Below are 22,732 nucleotides of genomic sequence, written 5' to 3'. Positions count from 1 at the left end.
AGTTTCTATAGAAGTATAAATTTACAATATTTTTTAAAAAATTAAAGCGTTGTCTTACTCTTCCTTTCCAATCCCATCTCCTCTCCCTTGCGTATGACAAAGGCCAGGGCCTCTTCCCGCGTATTGGCGATCTCTCCTTCCAGGATGGCCTCCCGCATCGCATTTTTTATCTTTCCGATGAGTCTTCCAGGCTGCAGATCAAACACATACATTATATCTTCCCCTGATACCGGTGGTTGCCAATTCCGGATTTTATCCCGTTCTTCGACATCCTTCAACTTCTGTTTAACCAATTCGAAATTGTCTCGATATTTTCGCTTTTTATATTCGTTTTTGGTGGTGACATCAGCGTGGCAGAGGAGCATCAACGCGTCAATATCGTCTCCCGCTTCGAATAGTAACCTTCTGACAGCCGAATCCGTTACGATATCCTGTGCCAGTACAATCGGGCGCAGGTGCAGCTGTACCAGCTTCTGCACGAACTTCATTTTATCGTGAAGTGGCAGTTTCAGCTCTGCGAACAGCTTGGGCACCATTTTCGCTCCGCGGTCCTCATGCCCATGGAATGTCCATCCAATACGTTTGTCAAAACGCTTTGTTGCGGGCTTGGCAATATCGTGCATGATGGCCGCCCAACGCAGCCACAGGTCGTCCGACAACAATGCCACATTGTCCAACACCTCCAGCGTGTGGTAAAAGTTGTCCTTGTGTCCTTTACCGTCGATCACCTCGACGCCGTGTAGCTGACACATCGCCGGAAAGATATATTTCAACAACCCCGTATCAAAAAGATAACGGAAACCAATAGAAGGTTTTGCCGATAAGATAATTTTATTGAGTTCGTCAATAATACGCTCCTTTGATATAATTTTTATACGCTCGACGTTGGCGGTAATAGCTTGGATAGCCCGTATGTCGATTTTAAAGTTTAGCTGAGTTGCAAACCGGATGGCGCGCATCATGCGTAGCGGATCGTCGGAGAACGTGATATCCGGATCCAGCGGCGTACGGACAATCCGATTCTGTATATCGTCCAAGCCTCCAAAAGGATCTACCAGTTCGCCGAAATTCGAACTGTTTAAGCCATATGCCATCGCGTTTATCGTGAAATCCCTCCGGTTTTGGTCATCCTCCAGTGTACCATCTTCGACAATGGGCTTTCGGGAATTCGAGCGATATGATTCGCGCCGGGCACCAACGAATTCGATATGGATATTATCGTAGGACAGCATCGCTGTACCAAAATTTTTATAAACGGCTACCTTGGTGTGCAATATCTCTCCCAGCTTGTTTGCGAAGTCAATCCCACTTCCGATAACCACGATGTCGACGTCGTTTTTGAACGGACGTTTCATGATCCTATCGCGTACAAACCCTCCGACCACATAGCATGCAACCTCTTCTTTGTCCGCTAAATCTCTGATTATCTGAAAAATAGGATGTTGTAAATTTTCTCGCATAGCATACTTCTCAAGGCTCAAAACCTATTAAGGGGCAAAAATACAGATTATTTCAGATGTAAACAATGCTTCATCCCCCATCGTAGGGTTCGGTGCCTTACCAATCAGAAAGCCGAAACGGGGCCAGTAGTCGGCCGGGGTTTGATTCGACCTCGGAGAATCCGCCGTACTTAGTCGCGGTCTTTCGTCAACCGGCGGAAGGCTAACGGGTTCTTGGACAACTCTTCCTGTTCGCGACGCCGCTGAACAATATGCACCGCCAAAAAGATCGCTTCCAGGAAAGATTCGTGCGACGCTATACCCTTCCCTGCAATATCGTACCCTGTACCGTGGTCCGGCGACGTGCGCACAAAAGGTAATCCCGCAGTGTAATTGACGCCTTTGCGGGAAGCAATATGTTTGAATGGGATTAAACCCTGATCGTGATACATCGCTAAGACAGCATCGAACTTGGTATACGCATCGCTGGCGAAAAAGCCGTCCGCAGGATAAGGACCGAAACAGAACACGCCCTCCTCATTTGCCTTTTCAATTGCGGGACGCACGACCTCATCATCCTCCGTTCCAATCAATCCGTTGTCGCCCGCATGGGGATTAAGGCCGAGTACCGCAATCTTTGGCTTCTGTACCCAAAAGTCCTTTTTTAAACTCTCATGCATCATGCGCAGCTTCTGGACGATGGCGTCCTGGGAGATTGCCGTGGCTATATCCTTCACCGGAATATGTCCCGTGACAACGCCCACCCTCAGGTCGTCTGCTACCATAAACATCAACACGTCTTCAGCCGCTGTCTTCGCCTGCAGGTATTCGGTATGTCCGGGAAACTGAAATCCCTCCTGTTGTATGTTATGTTTGTTGATCGGTGCTGTTACCAATGCATCTATCTTTCCTGCCTGGAGGTCATCCATCGCCTTCTCCAGCGATAAGAAGGCATATCGCCCGCCGATTTCATTTTGCTCACCCAACGTGATCTTAACGTCTTCCTGCCAGCAGTTGATCATATTCGGCCGTTTCGGATTTGCCTGTTCCGACGAATGGATCACGTTAAAGCTGAAGTCCTGAACACCGATAGCCTTCCGGTGAAAAGATGCAACTTTGGTATTACCATAGACGATTGGCGTAAAATATTCCAAAACACGGTTGTCCATCAATGATTTGATAATAACCTCTAGTCCAATGCCATTTACGTCTCCTATAGTAATACCAATTTTTAGTTTTTCGACCATGTTTATGAAAGCTTTAAACCAAAATTACAAATTTTAGGTTAATAATAAAGCTTTCTGCTCCGTCGGCGCTTCTTTTAATTATTTTTCCGGCAAATACTGCTTATTACCCTTCTTGTCGATGTAAAACCGTTTTTTATCGGCTCCCATGAAAACATCAAATCCGTTGTGCTTTTCTCCGGTAAGTTTTTCGACGGCCGTGGTATCACTCTTTTTCACTTTCTTCGTAAATGCGTTGGAATCGGGAAGCAGCGGATCCGCTTGTCTTGGAGGTGCGACAGGTTTTGTTTTTGCAGGTAGCGGCTTTTTAACCGGCTTCTCCTGTGCGTGTAAAGCACCGACGTGCATTAAGGAAGCAGCTGCTACTATAGCAATCATGCTTCGGAGGTTCGTTAACCTTTTCATGTTCTTTGTATTTAAGTCATACGGAACACACCTCAAAATCGGCTCCACTTCGTACATTTTAAAGGAGAATAAACATATTTTCCGCCTGCGTACCGTAACAATTAAAAACACCCCGTGGTAATTAAAACAAGTCTGCCCCTATCCGCCAACGGTTCCTGTTGCTTTCGCCACTTTGGAGATTTTACATTATGCGTGGCGTCGCTGTCCTCGTGCCGCAAATGGCCCTGGCCGAGGCATTCAGGACCGGGGGTTACTAAGCATCGGGGAAAGTCCCTACCGGGAAAAATGTTATCTTTGCACAAAGAGTCTGATATGAGTACAGTACGCGCGAAGAAACATTTAGGTCAACATTTCTTAAACGACAGAGGGGCCGCCCAAAAAATCGTAGAGTCTTTAGATCCCAGTCTTGGGTTTACGCAGGTCTTGGAGGTTGGCCCCGGTATGGGCGTTCTGTCAGATTTTCTCCTGCAGAAGGAGGCTTATGAAACCTGGTTAATTGATGTCGACGATGAATCAATTGCATACCTCGCGGACAGATACCCGCAGTTAGACCATCGCCTGATACATGGCGACTTCCTCCAGCTCGATTTCTCCCTCCACTTCGGCGACAAGATTGCTGTGATCGGCAACTTCCCTTACAACATTTCTTCGCAGATACTCTTCAAAATACTAGAAGAACGACAGCGGGTGGTGCAAGTGTCAGGCATGTTCCAAAAAGAGGTTGCGGAACGTTGCGTTGCTAAACCCGGCACCAAGGAGTACGGCATACTGAGTGTATTTCTCCAAGCCTATTACGATGTGCAGTACCTGTTTACAGTAAAGGCCGGTGCCTTTAATCCTCCGCCCAAGGTCCTCTCAGGTGTCATTAAGATGACCCGCAACGCACGTGAAGAGTTGAGCTGCGACGAAAAGCTCTTCTGGAGAGTGGTTAAAACCGCCTTCAATCAGCGCAGAAAAACACTGAGAAACGCTCTTTCGGCAGTCCTCCCGAAGGACAGGATGAGCGACAATCCCTTGTACGAACTTCGCGCGGAGCGGTTGTCGGTAGAAGATTTTGTCATGCTAACAAATGAGATTGCCAATGCCGGCCAGCCAAACGATAGATAGTGACTTTGCCATCGTAGGCGGCGGTGTAGCGGGGCTTGCCATGGCCATAGCCCTTCAACAGATTAATAGGGACTTTGCGCTTTTTGAGCAGGCACCGGAACTGAAGGGTATCGGTGCGGGATTTGGCTTGGCAGCCAATGCGATGCGGGCTTTGGACTTACTTGGCCTGCGGACGGAAGTAGAACAGCTGGGGTATTATCTGGATAGCTACCATATTTTAGATCATAAAGGAAGGCTTTTAGTCGCGCCAGACACCCGTGCGATGCGGGAGAGGTATCAACAACGAAATTTCGCTATTCATCGTGCGGATCTCCATCTTTTCCTGCTGTCTAAAATCAACGCCCGGAGGCTCCAATTAGGCAAAAAAGCTATCCGGCTAGAACAACAGGCAAACGGTGTCACCTTGTTTTTTGAAGACGGCACACAGCACACATCACGTTTTCTAATCGTGGCTGACGGTGTGAGGTCTCCACTCCGGCAACAGCTCGTACCTTCGTCCACCCCCCGTTATGCAGGATATACATGCTGGCGCGCCACCATTGACAGCACCGGAATAACATTAAACACGGGAACAGAAACCTGGGGAAAATCGGGAAGATTCGGGATGACACCTTTAACTCATAATCGCATATATTGGTACGCCTGTATAAACGCCACACCTGATAATCCTATATATCGGAATTACAAGGTCCGTGATCTGATAAGACACTTTCAATCGTATCATGATCCTATTCCAGCTATTTTGGCACACACCGGGGACAGCGAACTGATCTGGAGCGATATTGTGGATATCGCACCGCTCAAACATCTGGCTTATGACAACATTCTGCTTATTGGCGACGCTGGGCACGCCACGACACCGAACATGGGGCAAGGGGCCTGCCAGGCGTTAGAGGATGTAGCCGTTCTGTTGGACGAACTGCAATTAGAGAAGAGCGTCAAGGAAGCATTTTCCTCGTTTGAAAGACGAAGACTGCTCCGTACAAAATATATTATAGATACATCCAGGCGGATTGGCGAGGTCGCACAGTGGAACAACAGCCTGCTGGTCAGCGCCCGGAACACGTTGATGAAAATCATGCCCGCCAGGTTGGCTCAAAAAAACCTCGACAAGCTGTTATCAGTCGATTTTATGAAATATCCTTAATTACAAACGTTGGTGAACATAACGGGCGTAGGGAGCTCATGAATGCCATTGGAATACGTAAAGAATAAATAATTATACATATATGAAACCACTCGCTGTGCTTTATTGAAACACAATCGCGCTGGGCAGGCTTAGCACAGGCGCTGTCGGGCAATAGTGGCGTGATAATGCACAATGGGTGAAACTTAGCTAAGAAAATGAATATCCTTATTGTAGATGATGTACATCCTATACTGTTAGAAAAGCTAGATCAGGCCTCGATTGCGTACGATTATCGGCCTGGCTTCAGCAGGGCCGACGCCGAGAACGTTATTCAACAATATAGGGGACTGCTTATCCGTTCGAAGTTTCAAGTCGACGAATCCTTTATTGATCTAGCCACCAACCTACAGCTTATCGCCCGCCCAGGAGCAGGGATAGACAATATTGATGAGGAGTATGCCCGTTCAAAAGGGATTCAGCTACTAGCAGCGAACGAAGGAAACCGTGATGCCGTCGGAGAACATATGATCGGTATGCTCCTTAGTCTGATGAACAACCTTAACCGCGGGCATCAACAAATATGCCGGGGGGCATGGCATAGAGAGGAAAACCGCGGTTATGAACTGAAAGGTCGTACGGTTGCTCTGATAGGGTACGGACACAACGGGCAGGCGATGGCCAAGAAGCTGTCGGGATTTGATGTCAACGTCATCGCTTACGACAAGTATAAGACAGGCTTTTCTGACCGCTATGCGTCGGAAGTATCGATGGAGGAAGTTGTCCGCCAGGCTGATGTACTCAGCTTTCACATTCCTCTGACACGGGAAACCAAGGGGATGGTCGATGAAGAATACCTTTTTCATTTCAGAAAACCGATTTTCTTTCTCATGGGGGCACGGGGCGGCATTGCCCAGATTCCGGCAGTATTAAAATACCTGGACAACGGCAGAATACTGGGCGCGGCATTCGATGTATTGCCGGTAGAAAAATTCCCCGAGCTTGGGGAGCAGCCTTGGTACGGCGACCTTATCTCCAGAGATAATGTACTCTTAAGCCCACACGTCGCCGGCTGGACATTTGAAAGCTATTTTAAACTGTCCGACATGCTGGCTGACAAGATCATCACATATCTGGGAAGATAGCGACGGACAAAAAGCCGAACAAAAATTGGACGACGAGGGCGAAGTCAAGTAAGTATGCGTAGTGGTATTTATCTTTATTCCGGAATACAACGGCCGACAAAACGAGGCCAATAGTAAGGTTCGTCAGCAGGATGCCGATTTTCAGCGACAGATTGAAGCTGGACAATACTATCCCAAGGCTATGTAGAAGCAGCAATGCGTAGCACAGGCGGATTGCCCTGTCCGCTCCCAACATATTGGGAATCGTTTTCAGGTGATAATACGAGTCCTGCCGGATGTCCCGTATATCGAAAGGTAGCGTACACACCAGAAGGAAGACGAACTTTAGCACAAACAGCATCGACAGCTCCTGAATATTGACCCCGGCACCTTCTCGATACAGCTGAAACGCCGGCAGACATACAGAGCTCAACGTCCAGACAAGCGCTATATGAAAAATTTTCATACCGGGAATCTGCCGCAAGCCCACCCATTTACCGCCATAACGCGCAACTGGAAAGGAATAGGCCACGCTGACTACCCCGATTCCGCCGAGGAAAAGCAGACTATAAAAATCGATATGGAAAACGGCATACACCAAAACGATCAAAGCGCAACCTCCGTTCAGCCACAACAGCCACTCTCTGCTAAAAATCCAGCGGGTCCGCCTGTATATCGATGCCGCGGGATCAGCCGGTTTCGAAAGAATTAAACTAAAATTGTAAAGTAAAAGTGTAGCCGCTCCTTCAATTGCAATAATATAATAATTGAACGGTTTCTCGAAGAAGATGTATGTTAGCGCACATTGCGCTGCCGCCGCCAGCGCTATTAGCAAGTTTGTATATATGGAGAAATAGTATAACCGCGTGACAAGCTTCATACATTAAAGGTACGAATAATCTGTTCACTTGCGGATATCCACCCGCGCGAAGCGGCCCCTCTTCCATGCGCGCGGCCAGCCGAAAAATAAACAAACGGTTGTTTCCGCCCTCAGGCAACGTTTATGCATTTTGCCCCCACGAAAATTGATAATAATGGCAAAAAAAACTAAATTAGCTTGAGGATATTCAATAAAGACAGTATTTAATAAATTCCTGTCTGCATCGAATAAATAGTAACGCATTAATTTTGTACCGAGAATATGAACCTACAGATTAAAACTTTTGAAGAGTATCAAGACGCCTATAAACGTAGTGTGGAGACACCTGAAGCATTTTGGGGAGAAGTGGCCGAAAACTTTTTTTGGAAAAGAAAGTGGACGAATGTATTAAGCTGGAATTTCACGGAGCCGAATATCAAATGGTTCGAAGGCGGCAAGCTCAACATCACCGAGAATTGCCTGGATCGCCATATCTACAGTTTGGGAGACAAGCCTGCCATCATCTGGGAGCCCAATGATCCAAACGAAGCACACCGCATCCTTACCTACAAGCAGCTATTAAACAAGGTAGAGACTTTTGCCAATGTTTTGAAGAACAACAACATCAGCAAAGGCGATCGCGTCTGTATCTACCTGCCCATGGTTCCGGAGCTGGTTATTGCCGTTCTTGCCTGTGCACGGATCGGCGCCATTCACTCGGTTGTCTTTGGCGGGTTCTCTGCGCAGTCTATAGCAGACCGTATTATTGATGCCGAATGTAAGATGGTCATCACGTCGGACGGTGGCTACCGTGCCGGCAAGGTGCTGGAGCTGAAATCCATAGTGGACGATGCGTTAATGCAATGCAAATCGGTTGAACGGGTGATTGTTCTGACGCGTACACGTACGCCGATCTCGATGATTAAAGGACGCGACGTTTGGTGGGAAGATGAGATAAAAAAGGTAGAAACCCAAGGAAATCCACCTTGTCCTGCGGAAGAGATGGACGCCGAAGATCCCCTGTTTATCTTATATACATCAGGATCTACCGGAAAGCCTAAAGGCGTTGTCCATACTACGGGCGGTTATATGGTATATACGGGCTATACCTTTTCCAACGTGTTTCAATATCAACCTGGCGAGGTTTATTTTTGCACCGCCGACATTGGTTGGATAACGGGCCATAGCTACATCGTGTATGGCCCCTTGTCACAGGGTGCGGTATCGCTCATGTTCGAAGGCACCCCTACCTATCCCGATGCGGGCCGTCTTTGGGATATTGTAGAAAAGTATAAAGTGAATATCTTGTATACCGCTCCTACTGCTATCCGTTCGCTCATGGCTTTTGGAGACGAACATGTCGACAACAAAGATCTAAGCAGCATCCGGAAGCTAGGATCCGTAGGCGAACCTATAAACGAGGAGGCGTGGCACTGGTACCACGAAAAAATCGGAAAAGGCAAGGCACCGATAGCCGACACCTGGTGGCAAACGGAGAACGGCGGCATTCTGATTGCACCGATGGCGGGGATATCGCCAACCATACCGGGCTACGCCATGCTGCCCCTTCCCGGCGTGCAGCCCTGCCTGATGGACGAGAACGGGCAAGAGATCGAAGGAAACGACGTCTCCGGCAACTTATGTATAAAATTCCCATGGCCTGGCATGTTGCGTACCACGTGGGGAGATCACGAACGTTGCCGGCAAACGTATTTCTCCACTTACGAAAACAAATACTTTACAGGAGATGGCTGTTACCGGAGTCCAGAAGGCTATTACCAGATTACAGGCAGGGTCGATGATGTCCTCAACGTGTCAGGACACCGTATCGGAACAGCAGAAGTCGAAAATGCAATTAACATGCACTCTGACGTTATCGAATCTGCCATTGTGGGCTACCCACATCCTGTTAAGGGTCAGGGAATCTACGCGTACGTTATTGCTAATCACCATATAGATGAAAACAGCACGCGTCAGGACATCCTACAAACGATCACACGGCTTATCGGTGCGATTGCCAAGCCGGACATCATCCAGTTCGTTTCCGATCTTCCAAAGACCAGGTCCGGAAAGATCATGCGGCGCATCTTACGTAAGATAGCCGAGGGAGAAACCCAAAACCTTGGAGACACGTCGACGCTTCAGGACCCATCGGTCGTCGACGACATTATCAAAGGAGCGGCGCAGTTCAGATCATAAAAATAGCATACAACGAATCCCCCGATAAGAAAATCCGGGGGATTCGTTTTTTCACTGGGTAAATGCATGCTAAGGAGCCCAACCCAAGGAAAACAGCGGGCAGGATAACGAAAAAGTTGAGAAAATAGCGCGGAAAACGAGCTTTTTTTCTTACTTTTATGACAATCCATTAAAATAAAGATTGCATGCTATTTACTGTTTTAGCAGGACTAATAACATCAAGCCTTCTTATCCCTTTCGGCAAGCTGATTAAGACGAAATGGAGCATATTGCTTCCCTTCATTCCTGTAGTTCTCTTTCTCTTTTATGTGATGCACGTTCCGTCGATAGCGGAAGGAACAAATTTCGTTCAACGTGTTAACTGGGTCCCCTCTTTAGGCGTTAATCTTGATTTCCGTCTAGATGGTTTATCCTTGCTTTTTGCATTACTGATAACCGGAGTGGGAACAGCCATTTTTTTCTACGGACGGACATATTTAAAGGGTCACATCTATTTCGATCGTTTCTTCGGTTATTTACTACTGTTTATGAGCGCGATGCTCGGCGTCGTGCTGGCAGACAATATTCTTACATTATTTATTTTTTGGGAGCTTACCAGTATTAGCTCCTTCTTCCTGATAGGCTTTAACAACGACGACAAATCTTCGCGGGATAGCGCGTTAACCGCATTAAGTATTACCGGACTGGGTGGCTTTTTCTTGTTAGCCGGACTGATTCTCGCGGGAAATATAGCCGGAACGTTTGTTATCAGCGAGCTTTTCATGAAGCATGAGGTGCTGACCATCCATCCGCTTTATCCACTGATCATTGGCCTGCTCTTTATCGGAGCATTTACCAAATCAGCCCAGTTTCCATTCCACTTCTGGCTTCCAGGGGCGATGAAAGCTCCTACGCCGGTATCCGCCTACCTGCATTCGGCGACGATGGTAAAAGCAGGCATCTACCTGCTTGCCCGTTTCACACCGATATTGGGGGGCACCGACCTCTGGAGTATATCGTTGATGGTTGTCGGGGGCTTTACGATGATTTTCGCGGCTGTACATGCTTTGTTCCGCATCGATCTGAAGGGCATATTGGCCTACTCCACGATATCTGCACTGGGCGTGCTGACCTTTCTATTGGGATTGGGCACACCTGCTGCCATTATCGCAGCCAGCGTATTTATCCTGGTACACGCCTTATATAAGGCAACGCTTTTTATGGTTACCGGCATTATTGACCACGAGACGCACACCCGGGATATTTCAGTCTTGAGCGGCTTGCGTAAAGTTCTACCTCCCGTATTCGTGGCGGCGTTACTTGCAGCTCTCTCGAGCGCTGGGCTTCCGCTTACATTTGGCTTTATCGGAAAAGACCTCATCTATGAGGCGACACTGCACTTCAACGAAAACTGGACGATTTGGTTAACGCTACTGGCTGTCTTAACGAACGTCGGTTTGGTGGCTGCTGGGTTCATGGCAGGAATTAAGCCGTTTGCGGGCAAGCTTCCTTCTGCGTTCAGCAATATCCACCTTCCCTATCCGTCGTTGTGGATCCCCCCTTTGGTCTTAGCTATTTTCGGACTAGCCTTCGGCCTGGTGCCGGGAATAATCGGCAACTATTTCAACCACCAGACAGCAAACGCAATTGCAGGTATAGAAACGGACATGCATCTCAAAATATGGCATGGCTTCAACCTCGTACTCATCTTAAGCATGGCCACCTTACTTGCTGGAACACTTCTTTACGTCGTGAACAAACCAAGTTCGAGCAAGCTACAGATGCTTGCCCGCTTTGACGGCCTTTCTCCGCAGGCGATTTTTCGGCGGCTGGCTCGGGGCTTAAAAGATTTTGCCCTGTTTTTCACGAGGCGCTTCCATAATGGCTACCTGCGGGCTTACCATCTTAAGATTATACTGTTCGCGGAACTGCTTCTGGCCTACAAACTATGGCTGAGTGGCCCTATCAGCATCGATTTCGACAGCTTAACCCCGCTGTCCTGGTATGAGGTGGTTATCGTCGCGATCCTTATAGGAGCATTATATATTATTGTGTCAGCGAAATCGCGCCTGGCTTCCGTCGTATCGACCAGCGTTATTGGCTACTGCATGTGTCTGATGTTCGTTTTCTACAGTGCGCCCGACCTGGCAATGACGCAGTTTACAATTGACACGCTGACCACGGTATTGTTCGTACTCGTGCTTTATAAGCTTCCGGGCTTTATTAACTTCACCAGCAAAACGGTACTGATGCGGGACGCCTTGGTGGCTTTGGGATTCGGAGCCATCCTATCGCTGATTGCCCTGCGTGTTCTTTTTGAACCGAACACGACAGAGATAAGCAATTTCTACGGCGAAAATGCCTATCTGCTGGCTAAAGGGAAGAACGTTGTGAATGTTATACTGGTCGATTTCCGGGTGGCTGATACATTATTTGAAACAGTGGTGTTGTCCATCGCGGCGCTGGGTGTTTACAGTTTAATACGACTGCGGCTAAAGTCGTCGGAAAAAGAATAATCATAGGAACGTTCCAGACGGATTTGCTGCAAAGCGTTGAAGTCGGACTATACATCATCATAGATTTGAAAATAGACACTAATGAATATTATTTACATATGAAGAGTGCAATATTACAGACAGCGACAAGGTATCTCCTCCCCATATTATTGTTATTTTCTTTTTTCCTGCTGCTCCGGGGACACTATTTTCCGGGGGGCGGATTCGTAGGAGGCTTGGTAGCCTCCATTGCGTTCGTGCTTCATAGCCTCGCCAACGGGACCGCCAGCACCATGAAAATATTGGGATACAAACCTATTTCATTGATCCCCATCGGGCTGGCGATATCGACGGTGAGCATTATGCTGCCTATGCTTTTTAATTTACCGCCCATGACGGGCCTCTGGTTCGAGGAGCCTATTCCGGTAATCGGCATGATTGGCTCGGCGCTGTTCTTCGATCTCGGCGTATACCTGGTCGTGATCGGGGTGGTGTTAACCATTTTGTTCACTATAGCCTTAGACGAATAAATATGGAATTACTATTAGTATTGGTTCTAGGATTATTGTATGCCGCCGGCGTTTATCTTATTCTACGGCGCAGTTTAGTCAAGTTGCTACTCGGTATTATGCTGTTAGGCAACGGGACAAACGTTCTCATATTTCTGCTAGGAAAAATTACAAAGGGAAGCCCGCCTGTTATTGATGAATCGTACAAAGTGTTTCAGGATATTTATGCCGATCCTATTCCACAGGCGCTGATTCTGACGGCTATTGTTATTAGCTTCGCCTTGACTTCTTTTGCCATCGTCCTGCTAAAACGGGTGTATGCCCTCGTGAATTCTGACGACTTAGACGATTTAAATACTCCTGAAGAAGAAGATTTATGATAGACAACCATATATTAGCTCCTGTTTTCGTGCAGTTGTTTACTGCTGTTATCCAGCTGATGTTCTGGCGAAAAACCCTAACACAGCGTTACTTAAGCGTAGGAGGAAGTTTCATTGGTCTCTTAGTTGCGATCCGTTTGTTCAGCCGGGTCTATCAAGACGGAATTTTGACCATGAATGCCGCAAACTGGGACGCTCCGTTTGGGATCGTTTTTGTAGCCGATTTGTTAAGTGTCACGTTGGTGTTGCTGACCTCCATAGCCTGTTTCGCCGTATCGATATTTTCATCTATAGGTGTCAGCAGGCAACGTATGCTTTACGGTTATTTTCCCATTTTCCACTTCCTTATCATGGGCCTGCATGGGGCCTTCCTGACGGGCGACATATTCAACCTCTACGTTTACTTTGAGGTCATTATCATTTCATCTTTTGTGTTGATGACACTGGGCGGTCGAAAGGCGCAGCTGGAGGGAGCGGTAAAATATATGGCCATGAATATCCTAGCTTCCATGTTTTTCCTAACGGGGATAGGTCTCCTTTATGGTCTTACGGGCTCGCTAAATATGGCCGACCTGGCGTTGAAGGTCCGGCAGGTACAGGACGGCACATTGGTGGGTATAACTTCTTGTTTTTTTATTTTGGGATTTGGCATAAAGTCTGCCGTGTTTCCGCTCTACTATTGGTTGCCCTCCTCGTACCATACGCCCCCTTCGGCTGTTGCGGCAACGTTTGGGGGACTATTGACGAAAGTCGGTATTTACGCGATGCTGCGTGTGTTCAGTTTAATTTTCGTTCCCGACGAGTTTACCCGAACCCTGCTCATGGTCATCGCATGCGCTACGATTCTGACGGGAGCCTTCGGCGCCATAATCAAGACCAATATAAGAAGGCTGTTTTCGTATTTAATTGTATGTCATATAGGCTTTATGATCGGCGGGATAGCTATGTTCAGTAAGCTGGCGCTTATGGGCGTTGTTTTCTATTTAATACATGACATTGCGGTTAAAACGAACATGTTCCTGATCGCCGGACTTATTCGACAGCTTCGGGGCACGATGGATATGGATAAGCTGGGCGGATTATACCGGGATTATCCGAAAATTTCGGTGCTGATAGCTTTGGTACTATTTTCCCTTGTCGGAATTCCCCCATTATCCGGATTCTGGCCAAAGATCTTCCTGTTCCAGGAAGCCTTTCTGCAGACCCAATATTTCTTTGTGGCAGCCTTAATCGTGGGCAGCTTTGTCACCCTCTATGTGATAGCGAACATGTGGGCCCAGGTGTTCTGGAAAAACCCACCGAGAGAAGAAGAGGTGGACGACAGGTTTGCGCCAATGCAGCCGTACAGAAAGCTGCTAATGGTTCTCCCTATCGGAATGCTGGCGTTGACAACGCTTTATATTGGCCTTAATGCGGAAGCTATCGTGCTGGTCGCAGAGAAGATATCATCTCAATTAATAGACACATCAACCTATATTGAGGCTGTCTTAAATAAAAACAACGAGTTATGATTAAGTATTTTTTGATGAATCTATTGCTGTCCGGAATTTGGGTCGCGCTAACAGGCTCGATGTATTATACCAATTTCCTTTTCGGCTTTCTGCTTGGGTTCTTTGTACTTTGGATTATGAACCGGAACGAGACCGACCAACGTTATTTTTACCGTGTTCCAAAAATCATCAGCTTCATATTTTATTTCTTGTACGAACTCATTAAAGCAAATGTGCAGGTCGCTTTTGATGTCGTTACTCCAAAGTATTTTTTTAAACCCGGCATCGTAAAGTACCCGTTGAATGCCAAGACTGACTTCGAAATTAATTTGCTCACGACCATGCTGTCGCTCACGCCCGGCACATTGATTCTCGACGTGAGCGAAGACAAAAAAACAATATACATACATGTGATGTATCTTACAGATGCCGAGAAATTTGTCATGCAAACGAAGACCGGATTGGAGCGAAGACTTTTAGCAATATTACGATGATTACATTAGAAACTTACTTTGACTTTGTTATCTTACCGATATTGTCTATTTCGGCAATGCTTGTGTTTATCCGCCTATACAAGGGCCCTGCTATAGTCGACCGCGTCATCGCGCTGGATCTGATTATCACCATCGGAATCGGCATCATTACCGTGTATAGCATCCGGGCTGATCAGCAGGTTATGCTCGATGTCGCGATCATCCTCGCGCTTATTGCCTTCCTCGGAACCATCGCATTTGCTTATTATATTGAAAAACAGAAAAAATGATTGATATTATATTAGCCATCTTAAGTACTGTGGGCGCGCTATCGATCCTTTTCGCGTCGATCGGCATCCTGAGAATGCCCGATTTTTACCTGCGGCTCTCCGTAACTGTTAAAGCGTCTACATTGGGTGTGGGCCTACTGCTGATTTGCGCCGCGATTATGTTTCCCGACGTATCGGTAACCACTAAAGCGATCGCTATTATTTTTTTCCTTATTATCACGGCTCCCATAGCAGCGCATATGATCGGAAGGGCCGCCTATTTCACGGGCACTCCGCTTTGGAAAGATACCGTAATTGACCAGCTTGCAGGGATGTATAATAAAGAGACGCACGAGCTGGAAAGCAACGGGGGGCCAAAAAACAGTGAGGGCGGATCCGAGCCGCCCAATATAGCGAAGAGCGAGGAAGAGACAGAATAACACGCAATAGCCATGCTTCTGCTCCCCAGCAAGAGCTAGAAGGCGATGCAGACCGGCGTAGGTACGTCAATCTGATTATCCGTTTGCTTGAGTTCGCCCGTCGACATATCCCGCTCAAAAACGGTTATATTATCGGTCGACTGGTTTGCTACGAGTAAAAATCTCCCGTCCGGTGTGATATTAAAGTTTCGGGGTTCCACGCCGTTTGTGGGGTAGACTTTAGATTTTATTAACTTCCCCGATTTTTCTATTTCAAATAACGCAATGGAATTTGCGTCTCCCCTATTGGAAGCGTATAAGAATTGTCCATCGGGAGAAAGCTTAATTTCAGCTCCTCCATTTTTCCCGTTGTAACCGTCTTCGTTGACTGACATGGTCTCGACAAGCTTCCAGTCTTTTCCTTCTTTGGTATAGTGTGCTATCTGCGCCGCCATCTCTAACAAGACATACAAATTTTTGCCTTTTGCATCGAATGCGATGTGGCGCGGTCCGCCGGCCGGCGGGGTCGGAATGTGGCTGTCTTCCACGAGCGAATACGTTTCCTTATCTTTCTCAATGCGATACACGGTGATGCGATCCGTCCCTAAATTTTGCACGTAGACGAACTTATCATCAGGGCTAAAAAATGCCGAATGTACATGGGATGCTTCCTGGCGTTCTTTATCCGGCCCACTTCCTTCCTGCACAATGTATTGCGTACGTTCGCCGAGGGCTCCGTTCTCTTCCAGCTGGAAGACCGATAGCGACCCGCCTCCATAGTTGGACACGACCGCTAAGGGGTAACGGCTGCTAACGGCCACATGGCACGGCGAGCCTCCGCCGGTGGGAATAGCATGGACAAACGACAAGGCGTCGCCGTCAAATGCAAAAGACGACAAGGAAGCGGTACTGTCTTCGCGTTCGTTTACGGCGTACAACATTTTGCCATCCGAAGATCTAGCTAAAAAGGATGGGTCGTTGCTAGCTGTTGTGGAATACAACGTTGCTTCTCCACTGTCAGTATTAAACATATAGAGGTAGATTCCCTGACTTCCCTTATTGGTGTATGTACCGACGAACATCGGAATTTCCTGTGCAAAAGACTGAACCATAAAAAAACCTAAAATAACTGTAACAACTGCTCTCATAAATAATCTTCGCTCGTATCAAACTTAAATAGATTCATTTTGTCAATGAATTTATTCCACGCTCCTCTGCCTTTGAAGGCCTATTTTTAGAGGAAATTGAAGCAAGATACATAATAGTATCATTACTAATAACACGCTCCTGTTAAATATGGTTAAAGAAAAATTAATTTTTAACATTTTTAATAATTTAGCGCGCAAAGTTTTAGTAAATTTGGCAGGTAGCAGATTCACAGGATTTCAGCAATATAGGGCTATAAAATCCCGTTAATTCTGGTAATTTTGCGACTCGTAAAGACAAACATTTTATGATTAAAAAATACATAGGACTATTGAGTTCGGTTATCGTGGCTTTTTGTTGCATCCAGACCGTTGTAGGGCAGAACAAGTTAGTCGATCGGGTGGTGGCGACGGTAGGCTCAAGCATTATTCTGCAGTCCGATGTGGAAATGCAATATGCCCAATACCTTGCTCAAGGTGAAAAACCTAATGACGACATGAAATGTTATTTGCTGCAGCAGCTTGTAACGCAAAAACTACTGTCTCAACAAGCCATGATCGACTCCATTGAGGTCTCCGAGGCCGAAGTTGATGACAACCTAAACCGGAGGATGCAGGTTATGGTGAGGCAGGCCGGAGGAAAAGAACGTCTGGAAGAGTTCCTCAACCGTTCGCTATTGCAATATAAGGAAGAAATGCGCTCGAGCGTAGCCGAACAACTAAAAGCGCAAAAGATGCAGCAGAATATCGTAACAACAATCAACGTTACGCCACAGGAAGTCAAAACCTACTTTAACGGATTGAATCAGGATAGCCTGCCTTACTTTAATACGGAAGTGGAAATTGGGGAGATTGTCATAAATCCGGAGCTTACGAAGGAAGAGAAAGAACAATTTAGGCAAAAAGCCGAAGGCTACCGGCAACAAGTGCTGAATGGTTCAGATTTCGGGACAGTAGCCCGCTTATATTCTGAAGACGGTTCTGCACCCTATGGCGGGGAACTGGGATTTGCGACACGGGATAGCTACGTGAAAGAATTCTCGGCCATGGCGTTTAAACTTAAGGAGGGCGAAATCTCGCCGGTCTTCGAGACCATGTACGGGTTCCACTTTTTACAGGTCCTGCAACGCCGTGGAGAAGAGGTGAATGTTAGGCACCTTCTGATTAAGAAAAAACCAACCAGTGCCAGCCTGGAAAGAGCAAAAGCAAAGATAGACAGCATATACGACAAAGTAACTCAGGGAAAAATCAGCTTCCACGCGGCCGCCTCTCAGTACTCGGATAACAACGAAACAAAATATACCGGAGGGATGATCATGAATGAGGAAGACCATTCGGGCCTGATTCCTGTAGACAGGCTAGACCGGGAAACGTTTACCGCCATTGATCCACTTGAAGTGGGGCAGTATTCGAAATCATTTCTCTCTAAAGACCGCATGGATAATCAGGTTTACAAATTCATGTACCTGAAATCGCGGGTTGCCCCTCATAAGGCAAACCTCGAGCAGGATTTTGCAAAAATACAGGAGGCCGCACGGCAGGATAAGATCAATAGAAAGCTTAGCGAGTGGTTCGAGCAACGGAAGGAAAATACCTTCATAGACATCAACTCCGATTTTATGCAATGCGACGAGCTGAAGCTTTGGATCAATAAAGACGAAGCCTTAGCTGCGCACTAGAAGAACGCTCACATAACAGAAAAGCTACCTCTGCGGGTAGCTTTTTTTGTTGAACGTGTTTGGATTTGGTTTACTTGATGATATGTCATCCGCCACGCCTTTATGTGCCCCACGGACGCAGCAACCACGCACCGTGCGCTGAGTCCCCTGCCGCCCTTAGCATTATTGCGAACCTGAGGAACGGAAGTGATCCAGTCTACACTCTTTAAAACATTTAAGATCGCGTCGTCGTCCCTCCTCACGAAGACGGGTTTCTATCGGCATTAACCTCATAGGAGTCAGTCGTTACGCTTAACCCCTAGACACTTTACACCTTCAAATCGAAGACTTTACGATTTATAGCTGTTGGCTTAAAGCCATCCGCTATCTGCCACTAGCTATTACCTTCCAACTTCCTTTTTACGACGACGAAGCAATCCCTATGCGAGCCGCGTGGGTGCCCCTATCGTACTTCGTAAAACATCGTCCCTTGAGCGGTATAAAGTTAACAAAACAGGCTAATCGATATGAGGACGTTCGTCGTGGACGGCCGGGTTTCATACTTTCATACCGCAGTCTAACGCTCAAACAGCATCTCGATTAAGACCCTCCATTGGTAATCGTCCTTAAGCTGCCAAATCCGGACATAGTTAAATTTAACCACCTTTTCCTTAGAACGCACGGTGGCAGTACCGGAAGTGTACGCATACTCCCCGCTGTAGGCGCGTCCTACGCCTGTCGGCTCTGTATGAATTTCTATACGCTTCCGCTTAAGAAATGCCAAGACATCTTTTTTGCCTTCGATCTCCGACTCCCATGGGTAGTAATAGCGGACGTCATCCGAAAGAAATTCGTTAAAAGCCGTTTCATTGTTGGCTTTTAATATTGTTGAAAAAAGCTCGTCGCTTTGCATAACGACCTCTTCCCGTTGTTGCAAACGAACCTTCGACCGGTGCTTTAGATACCAGGAATCATCCGGTTCGTAATAAACGAGGTCCGATTTCGGCCCTTTTCCAAAATTTTCCACTTCCGCACGCAGATGCACCTTCCAGTTGCCTTTCTTATCTCTGCGCCAGACAGTGAGATATTGCCCGGCCCGTTTCACGGCGCCAATTTTCTGAAACTCCATAGGGCCCGATGTTACCCCCCAATCCAAACTTTTGGACACCAGTGCAAAATTGGGCTGCCAGGCCATCACGTCGGGAATATTCGGGCGATTGTTCAGATAATTAACGGCATTAACCGGAGAAGGCACATATAAGGTAGACTCCTTGTCGACTATAGACATGAGTGCCTCATAAGGGTTGCTCATCTTCGCTATATTCGCGGCCGTACGGTCGGCAGCTATTAGGCTCCCCACTTTATCAGGTAGCTGTCCATACGCATCATACACGAAGACCAACCAGATAGCAATAAAAAAATAGATTTTTTCGAACTTCATTTACACAATTTTGTCGTCTTACAATCAAATCTTATTCCAAAGTGTCCCCTCTTTGCTATCTTTTAATTGTATCCCAATAGATTGAAGCTCCTCCCGTATACGGTCTGATGTCGTAAAATCTTTATTCTTTTTCGCTTCGTTTCGAATATTGATGATGATTTGCATGAGTTCTTCGATGTTATTCGTATCGGTTCCCAAATCATCGTTCAAGCCTAAAACGTCGACGACGAAAACCTGCATAAAATCTTTGAGCTGCACTACCATTTCTACGTCGGCGACGGCTTTTCCATCGTAAGCGGCATTGATGAAACGAACCACCTCAAACAACTCAGCGATAAGCACCGGACTATTAAAATCATCGTCCATGGCCGCATAACAACGTCTTTTCGAAGCTTCCAAATCAAACCCGGACTTACCAGAAGCAGGCTTGATTTTATCCAGCAACGCTATGGCATTCATCAGGCGTTTATAACCTTTGTCGGCCGCTTCCAGCGCATCATTTGAAAAATCTAACGTACTTCGGTAATGTGCCTGCATCATGAAAAAGCGTACCGCCATAGGCGAATAACCCCGATTTAACAACGGGTGGTTTCCAGTAAACAGTTCGTGTGGCAAAAAGCCGTTGCCGGCCGATTTCGACATTCTTGCACCGTTCACCGTCAGCATATTTGTATGCATCCAGTATTTCGCCGGTTGCACGTGGTTACATGCCTCAGACTGTGCTATTTCATTTGTATGGTGTGTAGCAGCCAAGTCCATCCCTCCCCCATGTATATCAAATTGTGCCCCGAGGTACTTGTTGCTCATCGCCGAGCACTCTATATGCCAGCCGGGAAAGCCAACGCTCCAAGGCGCTGGCCAGCGCATGATATGTTCGGGTTTCGCCTTTATCCAGAGCGCAAAATCCAGCCGTCCCCTTTTTTCGTCCTGGCCGCCGAGCTCGCGCGTGTTGTTAAGCAAGTCTTCCAGCTTTCGGTTGGTTAAGACCGTATAATCATATTTTTTGACGTATTTTTCCACGTCGAAATACACCGTGCCGTTCACCTCATAAGCATACCCATTATTGATGATCTGCTTTACCATTTCTATCTGCTCGGAGATGTGACCTGTCGCAGTAGGTTCTATACTCGGCGGCAATGTGTTAAATAAGCGTAACACCTCGTGGAACCCCAACGTATACTTTTGAACAATCTCCATCGGTTCGAGCTGTTCGAGCTTCGCCTTCTTGGAAAACTTATCGTCACCTTCGTCCCGGTCGCCTTCTAAATGTCCCGCATCCGTAATGTTACGAACGTAACGCACCTTATATCCAAGATGCTGCAGGTAACGAAAAATCATATCGAATGAAACAAAAGTACGACAGTTGCCCAGGTGTACATCGCTATATACGGTAGGGCCGCATACGTACATTCCAACGAAAGGTGCATTAATCGGTTCAAATCGTTCTTTTGTTCGCGTTAACGTGTTATAAACGACGAGATTATTTTCCATAAAAAAGATAAAGTAACGGCTTATTTTTGTCTAAAAAATATTTGAATAGGCACTCCTTTGAAATCAAAATTTTCGCGCAACTTATTTTCCACAAAGCGCTTGTAAGGATCTTTAATATACTGCGGCAGGTTACAGAAAAAGGCAAACATGGGCGAACGTCCAGCCAGCTGTGTCGCGTATTTGATTTTAATATACTTTCCTTTGGTGGACGGCGGTGGATAGTTCTCGATTATCTCAAGCATCACATCATTGAGTTTCGACGTAGGCACCTTTTTGATTTTGTTCTGATACACTTCCATGGCCGTTTCGACAACCTTAAAAATACGCTGTTTTTCGGTCACCGACGTGAAGATAATGGGAACATCGGTAAAGGGCGCTATCTTTTCCTTGATACGCGTTTCAAACTCTTTAGCTGTTTTATGATCTTTTTCTACCGTATCCCATTTATTGACAACTAAGACGACGCCTTTTTTGTTTTTCTCGGCGAGGTGAAAGATATTAATGTCCTGCGCTTCGATCCCGTCATTGGCATCCAACATCAAGACTACGACATCAGAATCTTCCAGCGCTTTAATGGTACGCATAACCGAGTAAAACTCAATATCTTCGTTTACCTTGCTCTTCCGGCGGAGCCCCGCAGTATCGACCAGCAGAAACTCGTATCCAAACTGGTTGTAATGTATGCGTATCGAGTCGCGTGTCGTACCCGCGATATCGGTCACTATATTGCGATTTATTCCGAGAAGGGCATTCGTCAGCGACGATTTACCCACATTGGGACGACCCACGATCGTTATCTTTGGGAGCGTATTCTCTTCTTCCTCCTCCTGGTCGGGGAAATGGGATACCACCGCATCCAACAGTTCGCCGGTGCCGGATCCTGTAGCCGATGAAATGTTGTACACCTCACCCAAACCAAAAGCATAAAACTCGGCGGAGTCGTGATGCAATTTGGCGTGGTCCACTTTGTTGGCAACCACATATACAGGTTTAGAGCTGCGCCGTAGAATATCGGCAATTTCATCGTCCAGGTCTGTGATTCCTGTCGTCACGTCGACCATAAAGAGGATGACGGACGCTTCTTCAATAGCGATATGAACCTGATCCCGGATAGCCTCTTCGAAGACATCGTCCGACCCATGTACAAATCCCCCCGTGTCGATAACCGTAAACTTCTTACCGATCCATTCGGCAGCTTCGTAATGGCGATCACGTGTTACCCCGCTAAAGTCATCAACAATAGCTTTTCTACTTTCTGTTAAACGATTAAATAAGGTTGATTTTCCCACATTCGGGCGACCAACGATTGCAACTATATTAGCCATAATAATATTCGGTGTTAACTGACGTTACCTCACGGCAACTCACTTTGTTCAAGCCTACAAAGTTACAATAAAATACGCTATTATTTAGATAGATTAAAAAAATGGCTTTGCGCTGTCGCAAAGCCATTTTTTGTCCAGAAACGCATTCGAATCAT

20 protein-coding genes are annotated in these 22,732 nt (G+C 46.8%); 12 read left to right on the top strand and 8 right to left on the bottom strand.

The window, feature by feature from the left end; all coding sequences use genetic code 11:
• Positions 1 to 41: 41 nt before the first annotated feature.
• The 3 genes from BC792_RS11640 to BC792_RS11630 all read right to left on the bottom strand — a co-directional run bounded on the left by BC792_RS11640 (position 42) and on the right by BC792_RS11630 (position 3,088).
• On the bottom strand, positions 42 to 1,460 hold the full coding sequence (locus BC792_RS11640) for a CCA tRNA nucleotidyltransferase (protein WP_148909183.1): 1,419 nt from the start codon (positions 1,458 to 1,460) through the stop codon (positions 42 to 44).
• Positions 1,461 to 1,630: 170 nt separating this feature from the next.
• The gene (pdxA, locus tag BC792_RS11635) at positions 1,631 to 2,686 is read right to left on the bottom strand and encodes a 4-hydroxythreonine-4-phosphate dehydrogenase PdxA (RefSeq protein WP_148909182.1); all 1,056 of its coding nucleotides are present in this window, start codon (positions 2,684 to 2,686) and stop codon (positions 1,631 to 1,633) included.
• Between the two features lie 78 nt (positions 2,687 to 2,764).
• Positions 2,765 to 3,088 carry a hypothetical protein gene (locus tag BC792_RS11630; protein ID WP_148909181.1) on the bottom strand — a complete coding sequence of 108 codons (324 nt, stop codon included), beginning with the start codon at positions 3,086 to 3,088 and terminating at the stop codon, positions 2,765 to 2,767.
• A gap of 312 nt (positions 3,089 to 3,400) precedes the next feature.
• On the opposite strand from BC792_RS11630, the gene rsmA reads away from it, so the two are divergent.
• From rsmA to BC792_RS11615, 3 genes are all read left to right on the top strand, one after another.
• Positions 3,401 to 4,195, top strand: a complete 795-nt coding sequence (gene rsmA / locus BC792_RS11625) for a 16S rRNA (adenine(1518)-N(6)/adenine(1519)-N(6))-dimethyltransferase RsmA (protein ID WP_148909180.1) — start codon at positions 3,401 to 3,403, stop codon at positions 4,193 to 4,195.
• A complete protein-coding gene (locus tag BC792_RS11620) occupies positions 4,170 to 5,342 on the top strand; it encodes an FAD-dependent monooxygenase (RefSeq protein WP_148909228.1) in 1,173 nt (390 codons plus the stop codon). Before rsmA ends, BC792_RS11620 begins: the two co-directional genes overlap by 26 nt.
• A gap of 197 nt (positions 5,343 to 5,539) precedes the next feature.
• Positions 5,540 to 6,466 carry an NAD(P)-dependent oxidoreductase gene (locus BC792_RS11615; RefSeq protein WP_148909179.1) on the top strand — a complete coding sequence of 309 codons (927 nt, stop codon included), beginning with the start codon at positions 5,540 to 5,542 and terminating at the stop codon, positions 6,464 to 6,466.
• On the opposite strand, the gene BC792_RS11610 is transcribed toward BC792_RS11615, so the two are convergent.
• Positions 6,447 to 7,325: a UbiA prenyltransferase family protein gene (locus tag BC792_RS11610; protein WP_148909178.1), complete on the bottom strand. Its 879-nt coding sequence runs from the start codon at positions 7,323 to 7,325 to the stop codon at positions 6,447 to 6,449. The genes BC792_RS11615 and BC792_RS11610 overlap by 20 nt on opposite strands.
• Before the next feature lie 261 nt (positions 7,326 to 7,586).
• Between BC792_RS11610 and acs the strand changes: the two genes are divergently transcribed.
• The 8 genes from acs to mnhG all read left to right on the top strand — a co-directional run bounded on the left by acs (position 7,587) and on the right by mnhG (position 15,538).
• On the top strand, positions 7,587 to 9,503 hold the full coding sequence (gene acs, locus BC792_RS11605) for an acetate--CoA ligase (RefSeq protein WP_148909177.1): 1,917 nt from the start codon (positions 7,587 to 7,589) through the stop codon (positions 9,501 to 9,503).
• A gap of 185 nt (positions 9,504 to 9,688) precedes the next feature.
• Positions 9,689 to 11,998 (top strand): hydrogen gas-evolving membrane-bound hydrogenase subunit E, encoded by a 2,310-nt coding sequence (mbhE, locus tag BC792_RS11600; protein WP_148909176.1) that lies wholly within the window; start codon positions 9,689 to 9,691, stop codon positions 11,996 to 11,998.
• A 98-nt stretch (positions 11,999 to 12,096) separates the two neighbouring features.
• Entirely contained in the window at positions 12,097 to 12,507 is a 411-nt protein-coding gene (locus BC792_RS11595) for a Na+/H+ antiporter subunit B (protein WP_148909175.1), read from the top strand.
• Positions 12,508 to 12,509: 2 nt separating this feature from the next.
• A complete protein-coding gene (locus BC792_RS11590) occupies positions 12,510 to 12,866 on the top strand; it encodes a Na+/H+ antiporter subunit C (RefSeq protein ID WP_148909174.1) in 357 nt (118 codons plus the stop codon).
• Positions 12,863 to 14,377: a proton-conducting transporter transmembrane domain-containing protein gene (locus tag BC792_RS11585; RefSeq protein WP_148909173.1), complete on the top strand. Its 1,515-nt coding sequence runs from the start codon at positions 12,863 to 12,865 to the stop codon at positions 14,375 to 14,377. Before BC792_RS11590 ends, BC792_RS11585 begins: the two co-directional genes overlap by 4 nt.
• Positions 14,374 to 14,850, top strand: a complete 477-nt coding sequence (locus tag BC792_RS11580) for a Na+/H+ antiporter subunit E (protein ID WP_148909172.1) — start codon at positions 14,374 to 14,376, stop codon at positions 14,848 to 14,850. Before BC792_RS11585 ends, BC792_RS11580 begins: the two co-directional genes overlap by 4 nt.
• On the top strand, positions 14,847 to 15,119 hold the full coding sequence (locus tag BC792_RS11575) for a monovalent cation/H+ antiporter complex subunit F (RefSeq protein ID WP_148909171.1): 273 nt from the start codon (positions 14,847 to 14,849) through the stop codon (positions 15,117 to 15,119). The genes BC792_RS11580 and BC792_RS11575 overlap by 4 nt, the downstream gene beginning before the upstream one ends.
• Positions 15,116 to 15,538: a monovalent cation/H(+) antiporter subunit G gene (gene mnhG, locus BC792_RS11570; RefSeq protein ID WP_148909170.1), complete on the top strand. Its 423-nt coding sequence runs from the start codon at positions 15,116 to 15,118 to the stop codon at positions 15,536 to 15,538. The genes BC792_RS11575 and mnhG overlap by 4 nt, the downstream gene beginning before the upstream one ends.
• Before the next feature lie 35 nt (positions 15,539 to 15,573).
• Here the strand turns inward: mnhG and BC792_RS11565 are convergent, their stop codons facing one another.
• A complete protein-coding gene (locus tag BC792_RS11565) occupies positions 15,574 to 16,665 on the bottom strand; it encodes a lactonase family protein (RefSeq protein ID WP_148909169.1) in 1,092 nt (363 codons plus the stop codon).
• Positions 16,666 to 16,970: 305 nt separating this feature from the next.
• Between BC792_RS11565 and BC792_RS11560 the strand changes: the two genes are divergently transcribed.
• On the top strand, positions 16,971 to 18,341 hold the full coding sequence (locus BC792_RS11560) for a peptidylprolyl isomerase (protein WP_148909168.1): 1,371 nt from the start codon (positions 16,971 to 16,973) through the stop codon (positions 18,339 to 18,341).
• Between the two features lie 556 nt (positions 18,342 to 18,897).
• Here the strand turns inward: BC792_RS11560 and BC792_RS11555 are convergent.
• The 3 genes from BC792_RS11555 to der are packed head-to-tail and all read right to left on the bottom strand — an operon-like array spanning position 18,898 to position 22,577.
• Complete coding sequence (locus BC792_RS11555) at positions 18,898 to 19,761, bottom strand: DUF4440 domain-containing protein (protein WP_148909167.1); 864 nt, start codon at positions 19,759 to 19,761, stop codon at positions 18,898 to 18,900.
• Between the two features lie 24 nt (positions 19,762 to 19,785).
• A complete protein-coding gene (cysS, locus tag BC792_RS11550; protein WP_148909166.1) occupies positions 19,786 to 21,252 on the bottom strand; it encodes a cysteine--tRNA ligase in 1,467 nt (488 codons plus the stop codon).
• A gap of 20 nt (positions 21,253 to 21,272) precedes the next feature.
• Positions 21,273 to 22,577, bottom strand: a complete 1,305-nt coding sequence (gene der, locus BC792_RS11545; protein WP_148909165.1) for a ribosome biogenesis GTPase Der — start codon at positions 22,575 to 22,577, stop codon at positions 21,273 to 21,275.
• Positions 22,578 to 22,732 lie beyond the last annotated feature (155 nt).

Source organism: Sphingobacterium allocomposti (assembly GCF_008124885.1).
Taxonomy (GTDB): domain Bacteria; phylum Bacteroidota; class Bacteroidia; order Sphingobacteriales; family Sphingobacteriaceae; genus Sphingobacterium; species Sphingobacterium allocomposti.
The sequence above is the reverse complement of the archived record's forward strand: the minus strand, read 5'-3'. Positions and strand labels throughout refer to the sequence as shown.